20 protein-coding genes are annotated in these 18,053 nt (G+C 64.3%); 9 read left to right on the top strand and 11 right to left on the bottom strand.

What is annotated here, in order from left to right:
* Positions 1-80: 80 nt before the first annotated feature.
* Positions 81-701 (top strand): DJ-1/PfpI family protein, encoded by a 621-nt coding sequence (locus A9K66_RS00915; protein ID WP_067318906.1) that lies wholly within the window; start codon positions 81-83, stop codon positions 699-701.
* 40 nt (positions 702-741) lie between these two features.
* Here A9K66_RS00915 and A9K66_RS00910 read toward each other — a convergent pair whose 3' ends face one another.
* Positions 742-942: a hypothetical protein gene (locus tag A9K66_RS00910; RefSeq protein WP_067318902.1), complete on the bottom strand. Its 201-nt coding sequence runs from the start codon at positions 940-942 to the stop codon at positions 742-744.
* Positions 943-1,160: 218 nt separating this feature from the next.
* Here A9K66_RS00910 and grpE point away from each other — a divergent pair, with 218 nt between their 5' ends.
* Together grpE and A9K66_RS00900 are read left to right on the top strand one after the other, a co-directional pair.
* Complete coding sequence (gene grpE / locus A9K66_RS00905) at positions 1,161-1,811, top strand: nucleotide exchange factor GrpE (RefSeq protein WP_067318900.1); 651 nt, start codon at positions 1,161-1,163, stop codon at positions 1,809-1,811.
* A 110-nt stretch (positions 1,812-1,921) separates the two neighbouring features.
* Positions 1,922-2,554 (top strand): trimeric intracellular cation channel family protein, encoded by a 633-nt coding sequence (locus tag A9K66_RS00900; RefSeq protein ID WP_067318898.1) that lies wholly within the window; start codon positions 1,922-1,924, stop codon positions 2,552-2,554.
* A gap of 123 nt (positions 2,555-2,677) precedes the next feature.
* On the opposite strand, the gene A9K66_RS00895 is transcribed toward A9K66_RS00900, so the two are convergent.
* The 6 genes from A9K66_RS00895 to A9K66_RS00870 all read right to left on the bottom strand — a co-directional run bounded on the left by A9K66_RS00895 (position 2,678) and on the right by A9K66_RS00870 (position 9,634).
* Positions 2,678-3,562 carry a GNAT family N-acetyltransferase gene (locus A9K66_RS00895; protein WP_082953625.1) on the bottom strand — a complete coding sequence of 295 codons (885 nt, stop codon included), beginning with the start codon at positions 3,560-3,562 and terminating at the stop codon, positions 2,678-2,680.
* 186 nt (positions 3,563-3,748) lie between these two features.
* Positions 3,749-6,028, bottom strand: coding sequence for a PAS domain-containing hybrid sensor histidine kinase/response regulator (locus A9K66_RS00890; RefSeq protein ID WP_067318897.1), 2,280 nt, complete (start codon positions 6,026-6,028; stop codon positions 3,749-3,751).
* Between the two features lie 143 nt (positions 6,029-6,171).
* Entirely contained in the window at positions 6,172-7,161 is a 990-nt protein-coding gene (locus A9K66_RS00885; RefSeq protein WP_067318895.1) for an MDR family oxidoreductase, read from the bottom strand.
* A gap of 51 nt (positions 7,162-7,212) precedes the next feature.
* The gene (gene lspA, locus A9K66_RS00880; RefSeq protein WP_067318893.1) at positions 7,213-7,701 is read right to left on the bottom strand and encodes a signal peptidase II; all 489 of its coding nucleotides are present in this window, start codon (positions 7,699-7,701) and stop codon (positions 7,213-7,215) included.
* 13 nt (positions 7,702-7,714) lie between these two features.
* Entirely contained in the window at positions 7,715-8,575 is an 861-nt protein-coding gene (locus A9K66_RS00875) for an RNA methyltransferase (protein ID WP_067318891.1), read from the bottom strand.
* Entirely contained in the window at positions 8,576-9,634 is a 1,059-nt protein-coding gene (locus tag A9K66_RS00870; RefSeq protein WP_067318889.1) for a class I SAM-dependent rRNA methyltransferase, read from the bottom strand.
* Positions 9,635-9,758: 124 nt separating this feature from the next.
* Here A9K66_RS00870 and A9K66_RS00865 point away from each other — a divergent pair, with 124 nt between their 5' ends.
* Positions 9,759-10,469, top strand: a complete 711-nt coding sequence (locus A9K66_RS00865; protein ID WP_067319619.1) for a YafY family protein — start codon at positions 9,759-9,761, stop codon at positions 10,467-10,469.
* Between the two features lie 69 nt (positions 10,470-10,538).
* Positions 10,539-10,919: a VOC family protein gene (locus tag A9K66_RS00860; protein WP_067319618.1), complete on the top strand. Its 381-nt coding sequence runs from the start codon at positions 10,539-10,541 to the stop codon at positions 10,917-10,919.
* A 45-nt stretch (positions 10,920-10,964) separates the two neighbouring features.
* Here the strand turns inward: A9K66_RS00860 and A9K66_RS00855 are convergent, their stop codons facing one another.
* From A9K66_RS00855 to sppA, 4 genes are all read right to left on the bottom strand, one after another.
* Positions 10,965-11,936 carry an ornithine cyclodeaminase family protein gene (locus tag A9K66_RS00855; protein ID WP_067318887.1) on the bottom strand — a complete coding sequence of 324 codons (972 nt, stop codon included), beginning with the start codon at positions 11,934-11,936 and terminating at the stop codon, positions 10,965-10,967.
* A 22-nt stretch (positions 11,937-11,958) separates the two neighbouring features.
* Positions 11,959-12,291, bottom strand: coding sequence for a DUF1049 domain-containing protein (locus A9K66_RS00850; protein WP_067318885.1), 333 nt, complete (start codon positions 12,289-12,291; stop codon positions 11,959-11,961).
* A 60-nt stretch (positions 12,292-12,351) separates the two neighbouring features.
* Entirely contained in the window at positions 12,352-12,636 is a 285-nt protein-coding gene (locus A9K66_RS00845; protein WP_027165368.1) for an integration host factor subunit beta, read from the bottom strand.
* Positions 12,637-12,711: 75 nt separating this feature from the next.
* Positions 12,712-13,665, bottom strand: coding sequence for a signal peptide peptidase SppA (gene sppA, locus A9K66_RS00840; protein ID WP_067318883.1), 954 nt, complete (start codon positions 13,663-13,665; stop codon positions 12,712-12,714).
* A 306-nt stretch (positions 13,666-13,971) separates the two neighbouring features.
* On the opposite strand from sppA, the gene lptC reads away from it, so the two are divergent.
* The 4 genes from lptC to rpoN all read left to right on the top strand — a co-directional run bounded on the left by lptC (position 13,972) and on the right by rpoN (position 17,826).
* The gene (lptC, locus tag A9K66_RS00835) at positions 13,972-14,685 is read left to right on the top strand and encodes an LPS export ABC transporter periplasmic protein LptC (protein WP_067004053.1); all 714 of its coding nucleotides are present in this window, start codon (positions 13,972-13,974) and stop codon (positions 14,683-14,685) included.
* On the top strand, positions 14,672-15,289 hold the full coding sequence (locus tag A9K66_RS00830; RefSeq protein ID WP_067318882.1) for an LptA/OstA family protein: 618 nt from the start codon (positions 14,672-14,674) through the stop codon (positions 15,287-15,289). Before lptC ends, A9K66_RS00830 begins: the two co-directional genes overlap by 14 nt.
* Positions 15,289-16,107: an LPS export ABC transporter ATP-binding protein gene (gene lptB, locus A9K66_RS00825; protein WP_067318880.1), complete on the top strand. Its 819-nt coding sequence runs from the start codon at positions 15,289-15,291 to the stop codon at positions 16,105-16,107. Before A9K66_RS00830 ends, lptB begins: the two co-directional genes overlap by 1 nt.
* Positions 16,108-16,296: 189 nt before the next feature.
* Entirely contained in the window at positions 16,297-17,826 is a 1,530-nt protein-coding gene (rpoN, locus tag A9K66_RS00820; RefSeq protein ID WP_067318878.1) for an RNA polymerase factor sigma-54, read from the top strand.
* Positions 17,827-18,053: the final 227 nt, after the last annotated feature.

Below are 18,053 nucleotides of genomic sequence, written 5' to 3'. Positions count from 1 at the left end.
TTCTCTTTTGCCGTCTTGCCCTTAGGATATGGTGATTATTTCGCGCTCCGAAATAAACAGCCGGCAAAGGAGGAAACGGCATGGTAGGCAAGAAGATACTGATGCTCGTTGGCGAGTTCAGCGAAGAATACGAGATTTTCGTTTTTGAGCAGGCGATGCATGCGGTCGGCCACACAGTCCATGTCGTCTGCCCGGACAAGAAGGCCGGCGACGTGCTCAAGACCTCGCTGCACGACTTCGAGGGCCATCAGACCTATACGGAAAAGCTCGGCCACGACTATATCCTCAACAAGACATTCGCCGAGGTGAATCCCGCCGATTACGACGCGGTCTACGCTGCGGGCGGACGCGGGCCGGAATATATTCGCATCGACAAGCGCGTGCAGGCGCTGGTCAGGCATTTCCACGAGACCGGCAAGCCGATCTTCACCATCTGCCACGGTGTGCAAATCCTGATCGCGGTCGACGGCGTGGTGCGCGGCAGGGAGGTGGCGGCGCTGCAGTATTGCGAGCCCGAAGTGACGCTTGCCGGGGGCACCTATATCGACGTGTCGCCGACCGGCGCGCATGTCGACGGCAATCTGGTTTCGGCAAAGGGATGGCCCGGCCTTGCGTCGTTCATGCGGGAGTGCCTCAAGGTGCTTGGCACCGAGATCCGTCATGGCGAGGCTCTGATGCGCGACGAGCGCAGAGCCGCATAGCTCCTCAGCGCCTTACGCTGTGGAACTGGGGAAGGGCGGTCTAGTGCTGCCGCTGGCCGTCCGCCTTGTCCGTCTCGGCGCCGTCCAGGCGGTCGAGCAGATCCGTGAACTGCTTGGGCACTTCTTTTTCCAGGCGAAATGCCGGAAGCGTGCGCAGAAGGCGCTTGGTCGCTTCGGTGCCAACCTGTCGCCTGATATCGTCGGCGAGCTTGGCGCGCCTTTCGCCGATGTTGCCCTTCATGGTCCCAAAATCCTGTGTCGGCTTCGAAACTCTCGCAGCCCGCCAATGGTTCCCGCATAGGCCCTTAGCGGCAAGCAAAGCCGTCCGGTACGGTAAAATTTGAATTAATTTGGAACGATCGCGGAAGGGCCGTCATCGGTGCTTGCCCCTTGATTTTTGGCCCCTAAACCTCGATATCGGGCGCAAATCCAAACCAATCCGAATGACGGGAAACGGCGATGAGCGACCAGGCAAAAGACGAACGCGCGCCCGAGGAAATCGAAGCCAGCCAGGCTTCCGAGGCCCGGGCTTCCGGCGAACGTGCGGAAGGCGGCGTCGACGGCGACTATGAGGCGCTTGTGCGGTTGCTGAAGGAAAACGAGGAACTGAAGGATCGGGCGCTTCGCGTAGCTGCCGAAATGGAGAATCTGCGGCGCCGTACCGCGCGTGATGTACATGACGCACGCACCTACGCTGTGGCCAATTTCGCGCGCGACATGCTGTCGGTGTCGGACAATTTGCGCCGCGCGCTGGACGCCATTCCGACCGAGGCCAAGGCCTCCGGCGATGCCGGCTTCAAGGCGCTGATCGAGGGCGTCGACCTCACCGAGCGCGCCATGCTGGCGGCGCTGGAGCGGCACGGGGTGAAGAAGCTTGCGCCCGAAGGCGAGAAGTTCGACCCGAACTTCCATCAGGCGATGTTCGAGGTGCCCAACCCCGACGTTCCGGCGGGGACCGTGGTCCAGGTCGTGCAACCCGGCTATTCGATCGGCGAGCGCGTGTTGAGGCCGGCGATGGTCGGCGTCTCCAAGGGCGGCCCAAAGGCCGCCGCCGCCGAAGCGCCAGTCGAGCCGGGTCCGGTGAACGAGCAGGCCGAGAAGGATGCGTGAAGGGAGCCAATAGCGAATAGGGAATAGCGAACAGGGAAGGCGGTTCCAACCGCACCGCTTCGTGATATTCACTGTGCACTGACTATTCGCCAATCACTATTCGCTCGCCCATGAATCCCATCGAGCTGCTCGACTATGCCGGCGTCGCCGTCTTCGCGGCGACCGGCGCGCTTGCCGCGTCACGCAAAGAGCTCGATATCATCGGCTTCCTGTTTCTGGCCAGCATCACCGGCATTGGTGGCGGAACGCTGCGCGACGTCATTCTCAACCTGCCGGTGTTCTGGGTCGCCAACAGCGGCTATGTGCTGATCTGCGCCGTGATGGCAGTGCTTGTCTTCTTCAGCGCCCATCGTGTGGAATCCCGCTACAAGCTGCTGCTCTGGCTCGATGCGATCGGACTTGCCGCCTTTGCGGTGATGGGGGCTGCAAAGGGCCTGGCGATCACCGGCTCCCCGGTCGTTTCGGTCATCACCGGGGTGCTCACCGCGACCTTCGGCGGCATATTGCGCGACCTGATCGCAGGTGAGCCTTCCGTGCTGCTCAGGCCCGAAATCTATGTCACCGCGGCGCTTGCGGGTGCAGCGCTCTTCACGGTTGGCGATCTCGTTGGCATGTCGGCCCTGCCATCCAGCCTGCTCGGCTTTGCGGCGGCCTTCCTGGTGCGGGGCGGGGCGCTCAAATTCGGCTGGTCGTTCCCGGCCTATAAGAGCCGGCCCGGGCGAAGGCCGGAGGATATTCCGTGATAGCAAACAGCGAATAGCGAATAGAGAGTAGCGAATAGGGCTGTTGTAGTCAGCCTACTATCGTTAGTTCCTTCGCTATTCGCTATTCGCTATTCGCTATTCGCTATTCGCTATTCGCCAGACTCACGCCGCGAAACGCTGGCCTTCGCCGCCATAGTAGTTGACGTAGCGGGCGCCGATCTCCTTGACCGGCATGACGACGAAAATGTCGACGGTCGAGAATTCGTGGTCGATGACGCAGCCGTCGCCGATGCGGGCGCCGACACGCAGATAGCCTTTGACGAGCGGCGGCATGGCGGCGATCGCGGCCTTGGCATTGACCGCCTCGATCGGCATCAAGTCCATCGAGCAGTAGCGGCCGGCCACCGCCCGGACATCCCAGGCCTGGTCGGTGCGGCAGTGATGGGCGAGATAGGTAAGCGCCTCCGCATGCGCCGCCGGCACGGTGCCGTGGAAGGAGGCGCAGCCGGTCATCACGCCGATGCCATAGTGGTTGATATAGGCCCAGATGCCTTGCCAGAGCGCCTCGATGGTGCGCTTGGAGCGGTATTCCGGCAGCACGCAGGAGCGCCCGAGTTCCAGGAAGCGTTGGCCCGGATGGCGCGCCACCAGCTTGGTCAGCTCGAACTCGCCCTCGGAGTAGAAGCCGCCCGCCGCGGTGGCGATCTCCTGCCGCAGCAGGCGATAGGTGCCGACGATACGGCGGTGCTCTGGGCCGGGAAGCGAGGTGTCGAAAACCAGGAGATGATCGCAGAGCGGGTCGAAGCGGTCGGCATCGCGCCGATCCTGCGCCTGGAACAAATCCTTCCTCGCGCCGAGCTCGTCATAGAATACCCGATAACGCACTTCCTGGGCGGCGGCGATCTCGGCCCCGTTGCGGGCGAGCCGCACTTCCAGGTTGCCGATGCGGCCCAGCGGTGCGCCGCTTGCGAAAGCGTCGGCGGCACGCGCGCCGAGAAGGGCGCTGGCGTTCGGCCGAGTATCGCATTCAGGCATGACTGTATGCACGAGTGATTCTCCTTCGAGCCATCCCTCTTGGCACGGGGATACGGTGTAGGTGCAACAGGATTGTGACAGTACCGTGATACGGCGATCCCGGCAATACTTCGTCGGCTGGGCAATACCCTCAACCGGCTATCTTATGGCTGCGAAAGCCAAGCAATCCAAGGCGTTCCGGAAAGTCTAAAAAATTCGTTACGCCGCTGCCTGGCTCTCGACGGCCTGGACGAGCGCATCGGGGTCGAGAGGCTTGGTGACGAAGCCGCTGGCGCCGTGGGCCAAAACCGTGTGGCGCGTCTTTTCCTGGCTGTCGGCGGAAAGCACCATGATCGGGATCGGCGGCACGGCAAGCGCTTCCTCATGGCGGCGGATGGCGGCGATCGCGTCCAGCCCGTCCATCACCGGCATGTGGAGATCCATCAGCACGACATCGAAACGATGCTTGAGGCCGGCGTCGGTGACGGCTTCGACCGCGGCCTTGCCGTTGCTGACGATCTTGACGCGATGTCCAGCCTTGAGCAGCGTGGCGCGGGCAAGCATCGCGTTGATGTCATTGTCCTCCGCGATCAGCACGGACAGGCCCTTGTCGCGGCGGCGGACGGACGCGGTGCCGCGCGGTTCCGACCGCGGCTCGGCGGGTGCCGGCACATGGCTGGTCAACAGCACGCGCAGCAGCGTTTCGCCGCGCACCGGCCGGGCGAGGAACGTCGCGTAGCCGTTGGCGCGGAATTCGCCAAGCATGCCGCGATCGGCGGGTGTGATCAGGGTGATGGCCTGGCAGTCGACAAAACCGCTCTGACGCAGCCGCTTGAGCAGGCGGCCGTCGCTGTTCTCGAGCGCGGCGTCGACCAGAAGCACGTTGCAGCCGGCGGCGAGCGCAATGGCCTGGTCCGGCGTGGCCGCGATCTCGACGGCACCGCCATGCGCGCGGATGGTGCGAGCGATGGCATCGGCCTCGATGGCATTCTTGGACACGATCACCGCGCGCCGGCCCGAGAGGATGTCCCGGCGATACTGTGGCGGTTGGGTTGCCGCGGTCGCCGGAATGTCGAAGACGAATTCGGATCCCTCGCCTAGCCGGCTCGAAACCGAGATCGTGCCGCCCATGGCGATCACCAGGCGCTTGGAGATGGCGAGGCCGAGACCGGCGCCGCCGTGCACCCTGGTCGAAGTACCGTCGGATTGCTCGAATTCCTCGAAGATGCGCTCCATATCCTCTTCGCGCAGCCCCGGACCGGTGTCGGCGATGGTGAAGCGGATGCGGTCGGTGCTCTCGGTGCTGGCGCGCGCGACGGTAAGCAGCACGCCGCCTGTGTCGGTGAACTTGACGGCATTGCCGATGAGGTTGAGCAGCACCTGGCGCACGCGACCGGGGTCGGCGGTGATCATCTGCGGCACGTCGGGTTCGACGTGACAGCCGAGGCCGATGGTCTTGGAGAAGGCCTTCGCGGCCAGCAGCTCGATGATGTTGTCGGCGATCTCACGCAGTGATGTCGGCTGCGGCTCGGGATCGAAGCGGCCGGCCTCGATCTTGGAGTAGTCGAGCAGATCCTCGATCAGCGCCAGCAGCGAGCTTGCGGAAGTCGAGACGGCGCCGACATAGGTACGCTGCTCGGGCGACAGGTCGGTGTCGGCAAGCAGCTTCGCCATGCCCATGATGCCATTCATCGGCGTGCGGATCTCGTGGCTGACGGTGGCAAGGAAGCGCGACTTGGCCTGGCTGGCGTATTCGGCCCGCTCGCGGGCGGTGATCAGCGACGATTCGGCGCGCTTGCGGGCGGTGATGTCACGGGCGATCGCCCGGTGCGAAACAGCACCGGTGTCCCTGTCCCGCACCGAGAGCTCGATCCAGGAGAACCAGCGCGGCCCGTTCGGCGTGCGGATGGCGACATCGGTGGAGCTCAGGCATTCATGATCCGAAAAGGCGGCCTCGGGCACGACGCCGACGTCGATGCCGAGCTCGGAAAGCGTCTTGCCTGCGAGGTCGCGCTGATCGATCTCGACGAGCGAGGCGAACACCTTGTTGGCGTAGACGATGTGGCCGTCGCGGTCGCGATGGACAACGAGGTCGCCGAGCGCATCGATCAGACCGCGAAAACGCTCTTCGCTCTCCTGCATCTCCCACATGCGATCGGCGAGGGTCTCGATCTCGGCGCGGCTACGGGCGGCCGTCTCGTCGAGAAGTGCGGCGGTGCGCCGCTCGGCGCGCTGGTTGCGCAGATGCATCATCAGGCCGCCCAGACCCGTCGCCAGGAGGCCTATGGTGATGAAGATCGGCGCTCCGGTGAGATGCGCCAGCCCGGCCAGGACGACTATGGCGACGATCGTCAGGAACGGCAGGCCTTCATGATTGTCCGCTTGCAATGCGGGGACCAGCGGCGGCGCGACAAGCACCTGCCGCTTCGGCGCGTCAGGACCCAGTCCGTCGTCGCCTGCGGCTTTGCTGTCCTGTCTGAAGTCGGAGTCCGCGAGCATGCGGAAAACCTTGCCAGACAGAGATTATGGAAGATTGCGGCGGATCGTTCGAATTTTAGTCGTCCGTGCCGATAACCGGCAGTTTTTGCCTGATTTTGGGCAGTTCGGACGGGAAATCGCCGAACGCTATTCCTGGGATCGCCCTACAGATCGACGACCACGCGGCCTCTGATCCTGCCCTCCACAATATCGCGCGCAGCGCCGATGATGCCGTCGAAGCCGATCGAGCGCGACAGGGTCGACAGTTTCTGGAGGTCGAGGTCGGCGCCGATGCGGCGCCACGCCTCGAGGCGGACCGCTTTCGGCGCCATGACGGAATCGATGCCGAGCAGCGATACGCCGCGCAGGATGAAGGGGGCGACGCTCGTCGGAAGGTCCATGCCGCCGGCCAGGCCGCACGCGGCGATCGCGCCGCCATAGGACGTCATCGACAGCACGTTGGCCAGTGTATGGGTGCCGACCGAGTCGACGCCGCCGGCCCAGCGTTCCTTGGCCAGCGGCTTGGCCGGCTGGCTGAGGTCGTCCCGTGAGATCACCTCAGCCGCGCCGAGGTCGATCAGATAGGGGCTTTCAGCATTGCGCCCGGTCGAGGCGATCACATGGTAGCCGAGGGTGGAAAGGATCGAGATGGCGACCGAGCCGACGCCGCCGGCGGCCCCCGTCACCACCACCGGTCCGCGATCCGGCACGATGCCATGCCGCTCCAGCGCCATGACGGCGAGCATTGCCGTATAGCCGGCGGTGCCGACTGCCATCGCATCATGCGGGCTCATCCCGTCGGGCAGCGGCACCAGCCAGTCGCCCTTGACGCGGGCGCGGGCGGCAAAGGCGCCGTAATGCGTCTCGCCGACGCCCCAGCCATTGAGGATGACCTTGTCGCCCTTGCGCCAGTCGGGGTGCGAAGATTCGATGACAGTGCCGGCGAAATCGATGCCGGGCACCAGCGGCCAGCGGCGCACGACCGGGGCCTTGCCGGTGATGGCCAGCCCATCCTTGTAATTCACCGTCGTCGCCTCGACGGCGACGGTGACATCGCCTTCCATCAGGTCAGCTTCGGTGAGGTCGACGATCTCGACCGACTGATTCTTCTCGGCGTCGCGCGAAACGAGGATGGCTTTGAAGGTATCGGACACTTGGTCTCCTCGTTTTGTTTGAAACAAATTTGCGGCGGTGGCCGCGCTTGGTCAATTGCCTGGATCCTGGGACCTGGTTTCCCGCCGCCAGCCGATCAGCTCGTCGAACACGACCAGCGCGGCGCCGACCGAAATGAAGGCGTCGGCAAAGTTGAACACCGCGAAGGACCAGACCGGCGTGTGGAAAAGAATATAGTCGATCACGTGGCCGTAGACCGCGCGGTCGATCAGATTGCCGAGCGCGCCGCCGACAATCAGGGCGAAGCCGATCCGGGCAAGGACGTGGCCGGCGGGCGTGCGCACCGCCAGATACAGCACGAAGGCGACGACAAGCGCGGCGATGGCCACCAGGCCGGTGTCGCCGAAGGACGAGAACATCGAGAAGGCGATGCCGGTGTTGTAGGTGCGAAACAGCGCCAGGAAAGGCAGAAGATCGACCTTTTCCTGGAAGGCGAGGCCGTTTTCCACCAGCTGTTTTATCCACTGGTCGAGTGCGATAGCGAGCACGACCAGCAGGGCGTAAGGGGACCAGGATTTCACGTTTTCGCAGCCCTCATCGCGAGTCGGCAGTGGGGTCGAGCTTCAACGCGCCACGCCGGATTTCGAACAGCATGACGCCGGTGGCAACCGCCAGATTGAGAGAATCGGCGCGTCCGGCCTGCGGGATCCTGAGCAGCCGGTCGCAACTATCCGCAAGGCTGTCGGGCAGGCCCTGCTGCTCGTTGCCCATCAACAGCAGCACCGGGCCTCTCGAAAAGTCGACCGAACGGTAGTCGACCGCGCCCTTCAGATGCGTTCCGGCGACGAGGCCCGGAAAGTCGCGTCGCCAGGCCAGAAAAGCCTGCTCCGTCGCCTTCGCGACCGGCACGGCAAAGATCGAGCCCATGGTGGCGCGCACGGTTTCAAGCGAAAACGGATCGGTGGTGTCGCCGACCAGGATGACGCCCTTGGCGCCGACGGCGTCGACGGTGCGGATGACGGTGCCGAGATTGCCGGGATCGCGAACCCGGTCGAGCGCGACCCAGACGTCGCCGTCCGTGGCACGGATATCCTTCAGCGGCAGCGTCTGCTGGACGAAGACGCCGACGACCATTTGCGGATTTTCCCGGCGGGTGATTGCCGCCAGCACCTTTTCCGAGACTTCGAGCACAGTGCCGCCGGCGGCGACAGTGCGCGCCGCGACCTTTTCTATCGCCGCGTTGCCGCGCCCGGCCTTGGCGAAGACGAGCGTCCTGATCGACCAGCCGAGGTCGAGTGCGTCGATGACCAGCTTCAGGCCTTCCGCCATGAAGGCGTTCTGCTGGTCGCGAAACTTCTTCAGCGCCAGCGCCTTGATGTCCTTGACCAGCGGATTGGCGAGGCTGGTGACTTCCTTGACCTGCCCGACGGGCCGGGCTCCATCATGCGGGACCATTCAAGCCACCCAGCGCGAGAACAGCGAGGTCGACAGCGCGCGGCCGGCGGATTTCTCGCGGATGATCAGCTCGCCGGATTCGACCGTGCCGCCCATGCCGGCGAAGGCTTCCCGCATCAAGGCATGGATGGCGAAGAAGGAGGCGCGGATCGAATAGGCGGTCAGCACCACGGCGATCGGCTTCGGCGTCAGGATCGAGCGGCAGAGATCGGTGAGCCCCGGCAGATCCTCGAACAATTGCCAGACCTCGCCCTTGGGACCGCGGCCATACGCGGGCGGGTCGAAGAGCACGATGTCATAGTGGCTGCCACGGCGCTCCTCACGCTCGGCGAACTTAACCGCGTCCTCGACGATCCAGCGGATCGGCTTGTCGGAGAGGCCCGCTCTCTCCTGGTTCTCGCGCGCCCATCCGATCGCCTTCTTCGAGGCGTCGACATGAGTAACCTCTGCGCCGGCGCGCGCCGCCACCAGCGAGGCAAGGCCTGTGTAACCGAAGAGGTTCAGCACCTTGACCGGTCGCCCTGCAGCGGCGATCAGGCCGGCCATGTGGTCCCAATGCGAGGCTTGTTCGGGAAAGACGCCGACATGGCGGAATGAGGTGAAGCGGCCGAGATAGTCGATGCCGTCATGCTTCATCGGCCAGGTCTCGCCGAGCGGCGTTTTTGGAAAACGCCAGCGGCCGATGCCTTCCTCGTCGGTGTCGCCGGTGAAGATGGCGTCGGCGCGCCGCCATTCCTTGGCGGGAAGCGCCCGCTGCCAGATAGCCTGGCCTTCGGGGCGCACGATGCGGTAGGGCCCATACTGCTCCAGTTTTTCGCCGGCGCCGCTGTCCAGCAGAGCATAGTCGGCGTTGGGCGCAACCTCGAGGATCAGCGGCAGGCGCTCGGCGGGCAACGGGCCTTCGCGGCGTGCAAGAGGGCGCTGCGCTGGTTTTGCTTCCTGACGATGATGCGGCTCCGACCTCTCCGCCGAAGCCGCCTCCCGCAGCCGCGACTGGCTGGGGGGATTCGCCGGCTGGCGCGGACGGTTGTCGCGGTTTCGGTCGCGAAAGGACTTCAAGAACAATCTCCGGAACGGCACGCCGCTTTTGGCATAGGCCCTTGACCTTCGCAACCGCATGGTCCGGCGCTGTTCTGTCGCGATGCGATGGACCTCGCCCGAAGAAACGGGCAAGTCTCCGGTCATGTCCCGTTCCGAACGCCTGCTCGACCTGATCCAGATTCTGCGCCGCCACCGCCGGCCGGTCAGCGGCCGCACGCTTGCGGAGGAAATGGGCGTGTCGATCCGCACGCTCTATCGCGACATCGCGACGCTGCAGGGGCAGGGCGCGCCGATCGAAGGCGAGGCGGGGCTGGGCTATGTGCTGAAGCCCGGCTTCATGCTGCCGCCGCTGATGTTCACCGACGAGGAGGTCGAGGCGATCGTGCTCGGCTCGCGCTGGGTGGCGAAACAGCCGGACAAGCGGCTGGCCGCGGCGGCGGCGGATGCGTTGTCCAAGATCGCGGCGGTCTTGCCGGACGATCTGCGTGACGATCTCGACGCCACGACGCTGCTGGTCGGGCCGAATTCAGCGAGCGGCGAGGCGATCGATCTCGGCATCGTCAGGCAGGCGATCCGCAGCGAGCGCAAGCTCGGCTTCCTCTACCGCGACGCCGGCGGCGCGGCCTCTGAGCGCATGGTCTGGCCGTTCGCGCTCGGCTTCTTCGACAAGGTGCGGGTGATGGTGGCGTGGTGCGAGCTGCGCCAGGATTTCCGGCATTTCCGCGCCGACCGCATGGCCGATCTCACAGCCACCGAGATCCGCTATCCGCGCCGCCGCCAGGCGATGCTCAAGGAATGGCGAGCGACGCTCGATGAATCGGCCCTGAAAACGGCGCAGGAGCCTACTGGCTGATCGCTGCTGCCAGAATCTGACAGTGGGATGATCTAGCTTGGCCAAGGTTCAAACACCTTGGAGACCGACATGACCACGCCCAATTTCGTCATCCTCTATGTCGACAGCCCCGAGAAGAGCGGCGCGTTCTACGCCTCGCTGCTCGGGCGCCAGCCGGTAGAGGCCTCGCCCACCTTCGCCATGTTCGTCCTCGACAACGGCTTCAAGCTCGGCTTGTGGTCGCGTCACACGGTTGAACCGGCGGCCGCCGCCGCGGGCGGGGGGGGCGAGCTCGTGCTTGCGATGGAGAATGCGGCCGCGGTCGACGCCACGCATGCGGACTGGGCGGAACGGGGGCTGAGAATGCTACAGGCACCGACCGACATGGATTTCGGACGCACGTTCGTCGCGCTCGATCCCGACGGTCATCGGCTGCGTGTCTATTGGCCGAACGAGGCAGCAGGGCAGTAGGGCGGTATGGCGGTAGGGGTGTGAGCTTCTCACTACCCTATCCTCTTACTTGCTTGTGCTGAGCGCCTTGTAGACGGCGATGCCGGCGGCGAGATCTTCAAGCGCTGCGCCGACGGACTTGAACAGCGTGATCTCGCTCTCGCTTTGCCGGCCCTGTTTCTCGCCACGCGCCAGTTCGTGCAGGTCGGCGATGACCGCTTCCGGCTTCAGGACACCGGAAGCCAATGGCTGCACGATGTCGCCGGCCTCCTTGGTGGCGCCGGCGCGGGTATCGACATAGACGCGGGCGCGGGAAATGGCATCGTCGTCGCTCTCGCGCATCTGCGGCGTGAAGCCGCCGACCAGGTCGACATGGGCGCCCGGCTTCAACAGCGCGCCCTTGATCAGCGGCGCGGTCGTGATCGTCGCCGACGAGACGATGTCGGCCTCGCCAAGCTCGGTTTCGAGGTCGCCTGCCACGCTTGCTGGAAAGCCTTCGGCATGCAGCGCCGCCGCGACCTTTTCGGCATTGGCCGGCGTGCGGTTCCAGATGCGGATCGACTTAACGGGCCTCACCGCCGAATGCGCCTTGGCGAGGAAGGGTGACAGCGCGCCGGCGCCGATCACCAAGAGCCGCGAGGCGTCCTCGCGGGCGAGATAGGATGCGGCGAGCGCCGAGGCGCAGGCGGTCCGCCATTGCGTCAGCCGCTGGCCGTCGATCAGAGCCTGGGGTTCGCCGGTCACGCCGTCGAGCAGCAGATAGAGGCCCATCACCGCCGGCTTGCCGATCGCGTTATTGTCCGGCGAGACGGTGACGATCTTGACGCCGATATGGCCGCCGGCCGAGGTGCCGGCGGCGTCGAAGTCGGTCCAGGCCGGCATCAACAAAAGCGTCGAGGCGGCGCCGTCCGGCCGCTCGATCGCGTGATGGTGGCGCACCGGCTGCACGGCGCCTTCGCGGAAGGCGGTGCGCAGTGTCTCGACCAGACCTGAAAAGGTCAGCGCGCGGTCGACCTCGGCGGCCGAAATAGTCAGCATGGAAAGCTCCGTAAGGCGCTGTTTAGTTCGTCGGCTTGGGCAGCGCCGGTCCTTTCCGCGCAGCGGGTGCGCGGCTCACTGCCTGGCGCAAGTTCTCGGCCTCCAGCCCGCGCTGGCGCGCGAGCTTGCGGTAGCGGCCCTGCTTCACCCAGGTCGCCATGCTACCGACGATCATGCCGATGGCCAAAGCCAGGAACAGCAAGATGAAGAGCGGCAAATTCAGCGTCAGCGCCGGATTGCCAGGGTGGAACGGGTCGAGCGTGAAGGCGACGAGGCCGCGATTGGCGACGGCAAGCGCGATCAGGATGACGGCCAGCGGCACGAAGACCACGACGAGCATGACGCGATTGAACATCAAATCTCCTGGAGGTGGCTTAAACGCCGAAACGTCGTTTCCGACCTGCCGGCGCGGCGCCTATTTGCCGCCGTTCAGCCTTTCGCGCAACTCCTTGCCGGTCTTGAAGAACGGCACCCACTTCTCCTCGACCTCGACGGATTCGCCGGTGCGGGGGTTGCGGCCGGTGCGGGCAGGACGGTTTTTCACCGAAAAGGCACCGAAACCGCGCAACTCGACCCTGTTGCCTTCGGCGAGCGCGTCGGTGATCTCGTCAAAGATCGCGCCGACGATGTTTTCAACGTCGCGGAGGAAAAGATGGGGGTTGCGCGCGGCAATGATCTGCACAAGCTCGGACTTGATCATGAACGTTCCCCGTAAACCACTGCGGTCAAATATCAGGATGATTTTATTGCTTTATTTGGCTCGTCCCAATGGTTGTCAAGGGTGCCAGACCGAAACGAGACCGTCAAGGAACAAGCGGTCGGCGCCAAGCTCGTGAATGATGTCGCCGCCGGCATCCGGCAGGCCGAGCGCGTTGGCGACGGCTTTGGTCATGCTTCTCGAAAACAGGAGGCCGTGCCCCTCCGTATCCTTCCATTCGACGACCTTGAGCTTGCTGTCGACGCCTTTGGTCGCCAGCCAGTTGATCGCCTCGGGTTCGCCGCCAACGGCATCAACCAAGTGATTGGCGAGCGCCTGGCGGCCGGTGAAGATCGAACCGTCGGCCAGCGCCTGCGCCTGCTCGCGGGTCATCTTGCGCCGTTCGGCGACAATGCCGACGAACCAGTCATAGCTGTCGAGGATGAGCTTGCGCACCATGGCGCGCTCGTCGTCATTGGTCGGCTTGAACGGCGAGGGCGCAGCCTTGAGCGGCGAGGACTTCACTTCCTCGAGCTTGATGCCGAGCTTGTCCATCAGGCCGCTCACGTCGGGATACTGGATCAGCACGCCGATCGATCCGACGATCGAGGTCTTGCGGGCGACGATGTGGTCGGCCGCGCTTGCGATCATATAGCCGGCGGACGCGGCCAGCGTGCCGACCTCGGCCACCACCGGCTTGTCGGCGGCGAGTTTGCGTACTTCCTCATAGATCGACTCGCCGCCGACCGTGGTGCCTCCGGGCGAATCGATCGACAGGATGACGCCCTTCACCGTTGCGGACTTGCGGATCGTCTCCAGTCTTTTGATCAGCTCCTCGTCCTCGGTGATGGTGCCTTCAATCTTGACCTTCGCGATGTGGTCGATCGCCTGACCGGTGAAATCGTCACCATAGATCCATGCCGAAAACGCGATCAGCGCTGCCGCCACAATCACAAACGCGGTCACGCGCCAGAACGTCAGCTTGCGGCGCAAGCGGCGGCGGTCGATCAGGTCGTCGGCTCTCATTGCCATGGTCAGCCTCACATTCGGTGGGAAAGGACGCTTTTAAATCAACCATCCGCGCGGGGCTACCGTTTCCTGACGCCCTGGCCCTAACAGGTCTTGGCGCAACGCGGCGGTCACGACGACCTCACGAAAAATTAACGCAGCCCGTTCCTATCTGCTATGAAGAGCTGGCAGTGCAGCCGGATTCGTCCTAGTCGTACGGTAGTAGCCGTCACATTTTTGCAGTTTTCCTCCGCTTGTGCTTGCTTGCGGGGACCGGCATACCACCTATAGGCGGTGTTTGGCGGGGCAAGGGCTCATTAGAAAACAGTCATGTTGGCGCGATCTGACGAAACGAGCGATGCCGAAACGGTATCGGCTGCCGCTGGCGAAAGCGGCACGCGCGGCGATGCGTTCGATCGTGCGCAGCGGCATTCGCGCCGCGTGCGCGTGTTGAAATTCGCCGTGCCGCTGCTGGCGGCGGCAATTGCGATCGCCTTTCCGGTCTATTCTTATCTCGCCGCGCCGGTGTCGATCTCGGTGCAGGCCGACGGCACGGCCTTTTCGGACGGCAAGCTGGTGATGGCCAACCCCAAGCTCAACGGCTTCACCAAGCAGAAACTGCCTTATTCGCTGACGGCGACCAGGGCGACACAGGATGTCGGCAAGCAGGGTATCATCGACCTCGAAGGCATCAATGCCAAGCTGCCCGTCGCGAGCGACAATGTGGTGGCGGTCAACGCCGCGCATGGCATCTACGACCGCGACGCCAACACGATGGACCTCACAAGCGATGTCCTGGTGACGACGAGCGACGGCATGGAAGCCAAGTTCAAATCGGTCTTCCTAGACATGGGCAAAGGCTCTATGAAGACCGACAATCCGGTCGATGTCAGCCGCGGCGGATCGCGCATCACCGCCGACTCGATGTCGGTGGAAGAAAACGGCAAGGTCGTGGTCTTCGAGAACCGGGTGCGCGTCAACATCGACGCGGCAAGTCTGAAGGCGGCAGAGGCAAAGGGCGGAGAGCAGAATGCGTCGCAGTAGTTCGGCAAGGCTTGCAGCGGCGGCCTCTCTCTTCATGTTGCTCGGGGCGGCGCCGGCGCTTGCCCAATCCGGCGGCACCAGCCAGATGTCCGGCCTGAAATTGTCAGGCGACCAGCCGATCCAGATCGAAAGCGACAAGCTCGAGGTCCGCCAGGCCGACAGCGCGGCTATCTTCAGCGGCAACGTCACCGTCAATCAGGGGCCGACGCTGCTCAAGGCCGGCAAGATGACGGTCTATTACGTCAAGGATCCAAACGCTCCCAAGGGCGCGGCGGCGGGCGCATCGGCGATGACCGGGGCAGCCAATATCGACCACCTCGTGGTCGAGAACAAAGTCTATATTAAATCGAACGACCAGATCGCCACCGGCGACAAGGGCACGTTCGACATGAAGACCCAGGTGCTCGTTCTTTCCGGCAGCGAAGTCGTGCTCTCGCAGGGCGACAACGTGCTCAAGGGCTGCAAGCTCACCGTTCAGATGAAAAGCGGCCTTGCCAATGTCGACGGCTGCGGCACCGGCGGTCGGGTCATTATGTCGATTACGCCGCAGAAGCAGGGCTCGCCCCAAAAGGGCACGGCCCAGCAGGGAGCGTCGAGCAACTAATGGTCGGCGTATCGTCGCTGCTGGCCCGCCTCCCGGGGCGGACGGCCGCAAAAGCGTCTGCGCCGGCGACGATCGGCGCCGACAAGGCAAAGTTCAAGGGCACCCTGATCGCCAAGGGCCTGACCAAGAGCTATAAGGGCCGCAAGGTGGTGAGCGGCGTGACGCTCGGCGTGCGGGCCGGCGAGGCCGTCGGACTGCTTGGGCCCAACGGCGCCGGCAAGACCACCTGTTTCTACATGGTCACCGGTCTCGTGCCGGTGGACGAAGGCACGATCGAGATCGACGGCTTCGACGTCACCTCGATGCCGATGTACCGGCGCGCCCGCCTCGGCATCGGCTATCTGCCGCAGGAAGCGTCGATCTTCCGGGGCCTCAACGTCGAGCAGAACATTCGCGCCGTTCTGGAAGTGGTGGAAAAGAGCCGCAAGGAACGCGAGCGCACGCTCGACGAGCTGCTCGAGGAATTCCACATCAGCCATCTGCGCAAGGCGCCGTCGATGTCGCTGTCCGGCGGCGAAAGACGCCGCCTCGAGATCGCGCGGGCGCTGGCCACACGGCCGGCCTATATGCTGCTCGACGAGCCCTTCGCCGGTATCGATCCGATCGCGGTCGCCGACATCCAGCAGCTCGTCCGCCATCTGACCGCGCGCGGCATCGGCGTGCTGATCACCGACCACAATGTGCGCGAGACGCTCGGCCTGATCGACCGCGCCTATATCATCCATGCCGGCCAGGTGCTGACGCATGGCCGCGCCGACGAGATCGTCGCCAACGCCGATGTGCGGCGGCTCTATCTCGGCGAGGGTTTTACGCTCTAAACGCGAAAATTCAGGTTCCGCGGCAATTTCTCGCTGAATTTTCCGGCTTTACGCCTGCTCTGCCCGCGAATAACGCTCCGGTAAGCCGTCTCTGCTAGCGTTTGCCTTGACAAGCAAAAGCCGGGCCAGTTTCTATGCCCGACCGAAAAACGGCAGCTCGATGCGTAGACGAGGCGTTTGAATCCAACCATGGCGCTGGCGGCCAAACTGCAGCTCAGACAGTCCCAGTCGCTGGTGATGACGCCCCAGCTGATGCAGTCGATCCGGCTGCTGCAGCTCACCCATGTCGAGCTCGAGCGCTTCATCGACGAGGAAATCGAGCGCAATCCGCTCTTGGAGCGGGCCGAGCCGCAGGACGATGCGGGCGGCGACCAGCCGCAGAAGAGCGAGACCGCTTCAGAACCCGCCGCCGGGGACGACTGGTTCGAAAGCGAGACGGAATGGAGCGCCGAGGCGATCTCGGAAAAGCTCGACTCTTCGCTGGAGAACCTGTTTCCCGACGATCCCGGCACGAGCGAAAAGCTCGGACCTGATCTCACCGCCCAATGGAAGTCGGCATCCGCGGGCAGCGCCGGCGGCGCTTCGTCGGAAGGCTTCGACGTCGGCGAGATGGCCGCGACCATCGTGACGCTGCGCGAGCATGTCGGCGAACAGATCGCGCTTGCCTTCTCCAAACCCGCCGAGCGCCTGATTGCCGGCGAGCTTGCCGACAGCCTCGACGAAGCGGGCTATCTGCGCGCCGATCTGGAAGAGATTGCCGCGCGGCTGGGGGCGGACATGGGAGCGGTCGCGCGAGCGCTCGCGGTCTGCCAGACCTTCGAGCCGGCCGGCCTGTTTGCCCGCGACCTCGCCGAATGCCTGTCGCTGCAGCTTGCCGCACGCGACCGGCTCGATCCGGCGATGAAGGCCCTGGTGGCTAATCTCGAACTCCTGGCGCGGCGGGATTTCCAGACGCTGAAACGCATCTGCGGCGTCGACGAGGAAGACCTTCTCGACATGCTGGCCGAGATCCGGGCGCTCGATCCGCGTCCCGGCACCGCGTTTTCGGGCGGCGCGAGCGACGCCATCGTTGCCGACGTCGAGGTGCGGGCCGCTGCCGACGGCAGCTGGGCGGTGGAGCTCAACGCCGACACGCTGCCGCGAGTTTTGGTCGATCATGTCTATTTCGCCCGGGTTTCCGGCCATGCCAAGGACCAGGCGGAAAAGGAGTTTCTGGCCGAATGCCTGCAGAACGCCAACTGGCTGACGCGCAGCCTCGACCAGCGGGCGAAGACGATCCTGAAAGTGGCTTCGGAAATCGTGCGCCAGCAGGACGCGTTCCTCGTCCATGGCGTGCGGCATCTCAAGCCGCTCAACCTGCGCACGGTGGCCGACGCGATCGGCATGCATGAATCGACGGTGAGCCGCGTCACTGCCAACAAATACATGCTGACGCCTCGCGGCGTGTTCGAGCTGCGCTATTTCTTCACCGCTTCGATCGCCTCGGCGGAAGGCGGCGAAGCGCATTCGTCGGAAGCCGTGCGTGACCGCATCAAGCAGCTGATCGACGAGGAAAAGCCCGCCGACGTGCTTTCCGACGACGCTATCGTCGACATGCTGCGGGAAAGCGGCGTCGACATCGCCCGCCGCACGGTCGCCAAATACCGGGAAGGCATGAACATTCCTTCATCGGTGCAGCGGCGCCGGGAGAAGCGGGCGCTGGCCAACGCCGGGCGATAGGGCAGTTGATATTCATCGGGCCTGACCTAGTTTGGTCCGAGCTGAGGAATGGCGATTTTTCACAGTTTTCGTGTTTCATTGACAAGCTGCAATGAAGTGTCTAGAAGCCCGCCCGCATGAGCCGGGCCGTGATGCCCGCCTCGCGAATGGCTCCGTCAAAGCGAAGGCCTCGGACGGCCAGAAGGCGACTTGTGATCAACCGGAAAGTTCGGGTCTAAAATCGGCGC

It is taken from the genome of Mesorhizobium sp. AA23 (genome assembly GCF_001672435.1).
GTDB lineage: Bacteria > Pseudomonadota > Alphaproteobacteria > Rhizobiales > Rhizobiaceae > Mesorhizobium.
Note: the sequence above shows the minus strand (reverse complement) of the source record. Positions and strands in the feature narration are given on the sequence as shown.

Bases quoted from the DNA above. Each gene is read 5' to 3' on its own strand.
- A9K66_RS00890 (WP_067318897.1), bottom strand. From the start codon at position 6,028: ATGCTCGCGGACTCCGACTTCAGACAGGACAGCAAAGCCGCAGGCGAC.
- A9K66_RS00875 (WP_067318891.1), bottom strand. From the start codon at position 8,575: ATGGTCCCGCATGATGGAGCCCGGCCCGTCGGGCAGGTCAAGGAAGTC.
- grpE (WP_067318900.1), top strand. From the start codon at position 1,161: ATGAGCGACCAGGCAAAAGACGAACGCGCGCCCGAGGAAATCGAAGCC.
- A9K66_RS00915 (WP_067318906.1), top strand. From the start codon at position 81: ATGGTAGGCAAGAAGATACTGATGCTCGTTGGCGAGTTCAGCGAAGAA.
- rpoN (WP_067318878.1), top strand. From the start codon at position 16,297: ATGGCGCTGGCGGCCAAACTGCAGCTCAGACAGTCCCAGTCGCTGGTG.
- A9K66_RS00910 (WP_067318902.1), bottom strand. From the start codon at position 942: ATGAAGGGCAACATCGGCGAAAGGCGCGCCAAGCTCGCCGACGATATC.
- A9K66_RS00900 (WP_067318898.1), top strand. From the start codon at position 1,922: ATGAATCCCATCGAGCTGCTCGACTATGCCGGCGTCGCCGTCTTCGCG.
- A9K66_RS00850 (WP_067318885.1), bottom strand. From the start codon at position 12,291: ATGTTCAATCGCGTCATGCTCGTCGTGGTCTTCGTGCCGCTGGCCGTC.
- lptC (WP_067004053.1), top strand. From the start codon at position 13,972: ATGTTGGCGCGATCTGACGAAACGAGCGATGCCGAAACGGTATCGGCT.
- lptB (WP_067318880.1), top strand. From the start codon at position 15,289: ATGGTCGGCGTATCGTCGCTGCTGGCCCGCCTCCCGGGGCGGACGGCC.
- A9K66_RS00830 (WP_067318882.1), top strand. From the start codon at position 14,672: ATGCGTCGCAGTAGTTCGGCAAGGCTTGCAGCGGCGGCCTCTCTCTTC.
- sppA (WP_067318883.1), bottom strand. From the start codon at position 13,665: ATGGCAATGAGAGCCGACGACCTGATCGACCGCCGCCGCTTGCGCCGC.
- A9K66_RS00865 (WP_067319619.1), top strand. From the start codon at position 9,759: ATGTCCCGTTCCGAACGCCTGCTCGACCTGATCCAGATTCTGCGCCGC.
- A9K66_RS00845 (WP_027165368.1), bottom strand. From the start codon at position 12,636: ATGATCAAGTCCGAGCTTGTGCAGATCATTGCCGCGCGCAACCCCCAT.
- A9K66_RS00860 (WP_067319618.1), top strand. From the start codon at position 10,539: ATGACCACGCCCAATTTCGTCATCCTCTATGTCGACAGCCCCGAGAAG.
- A9K66_RS00855 (WP_067318887.1), bottom strand. From the start codon at position 11,936: ATGCTGACTATTTCGGCCGCCGAGGTCGACCGCGCGCTGACCTTTTCA.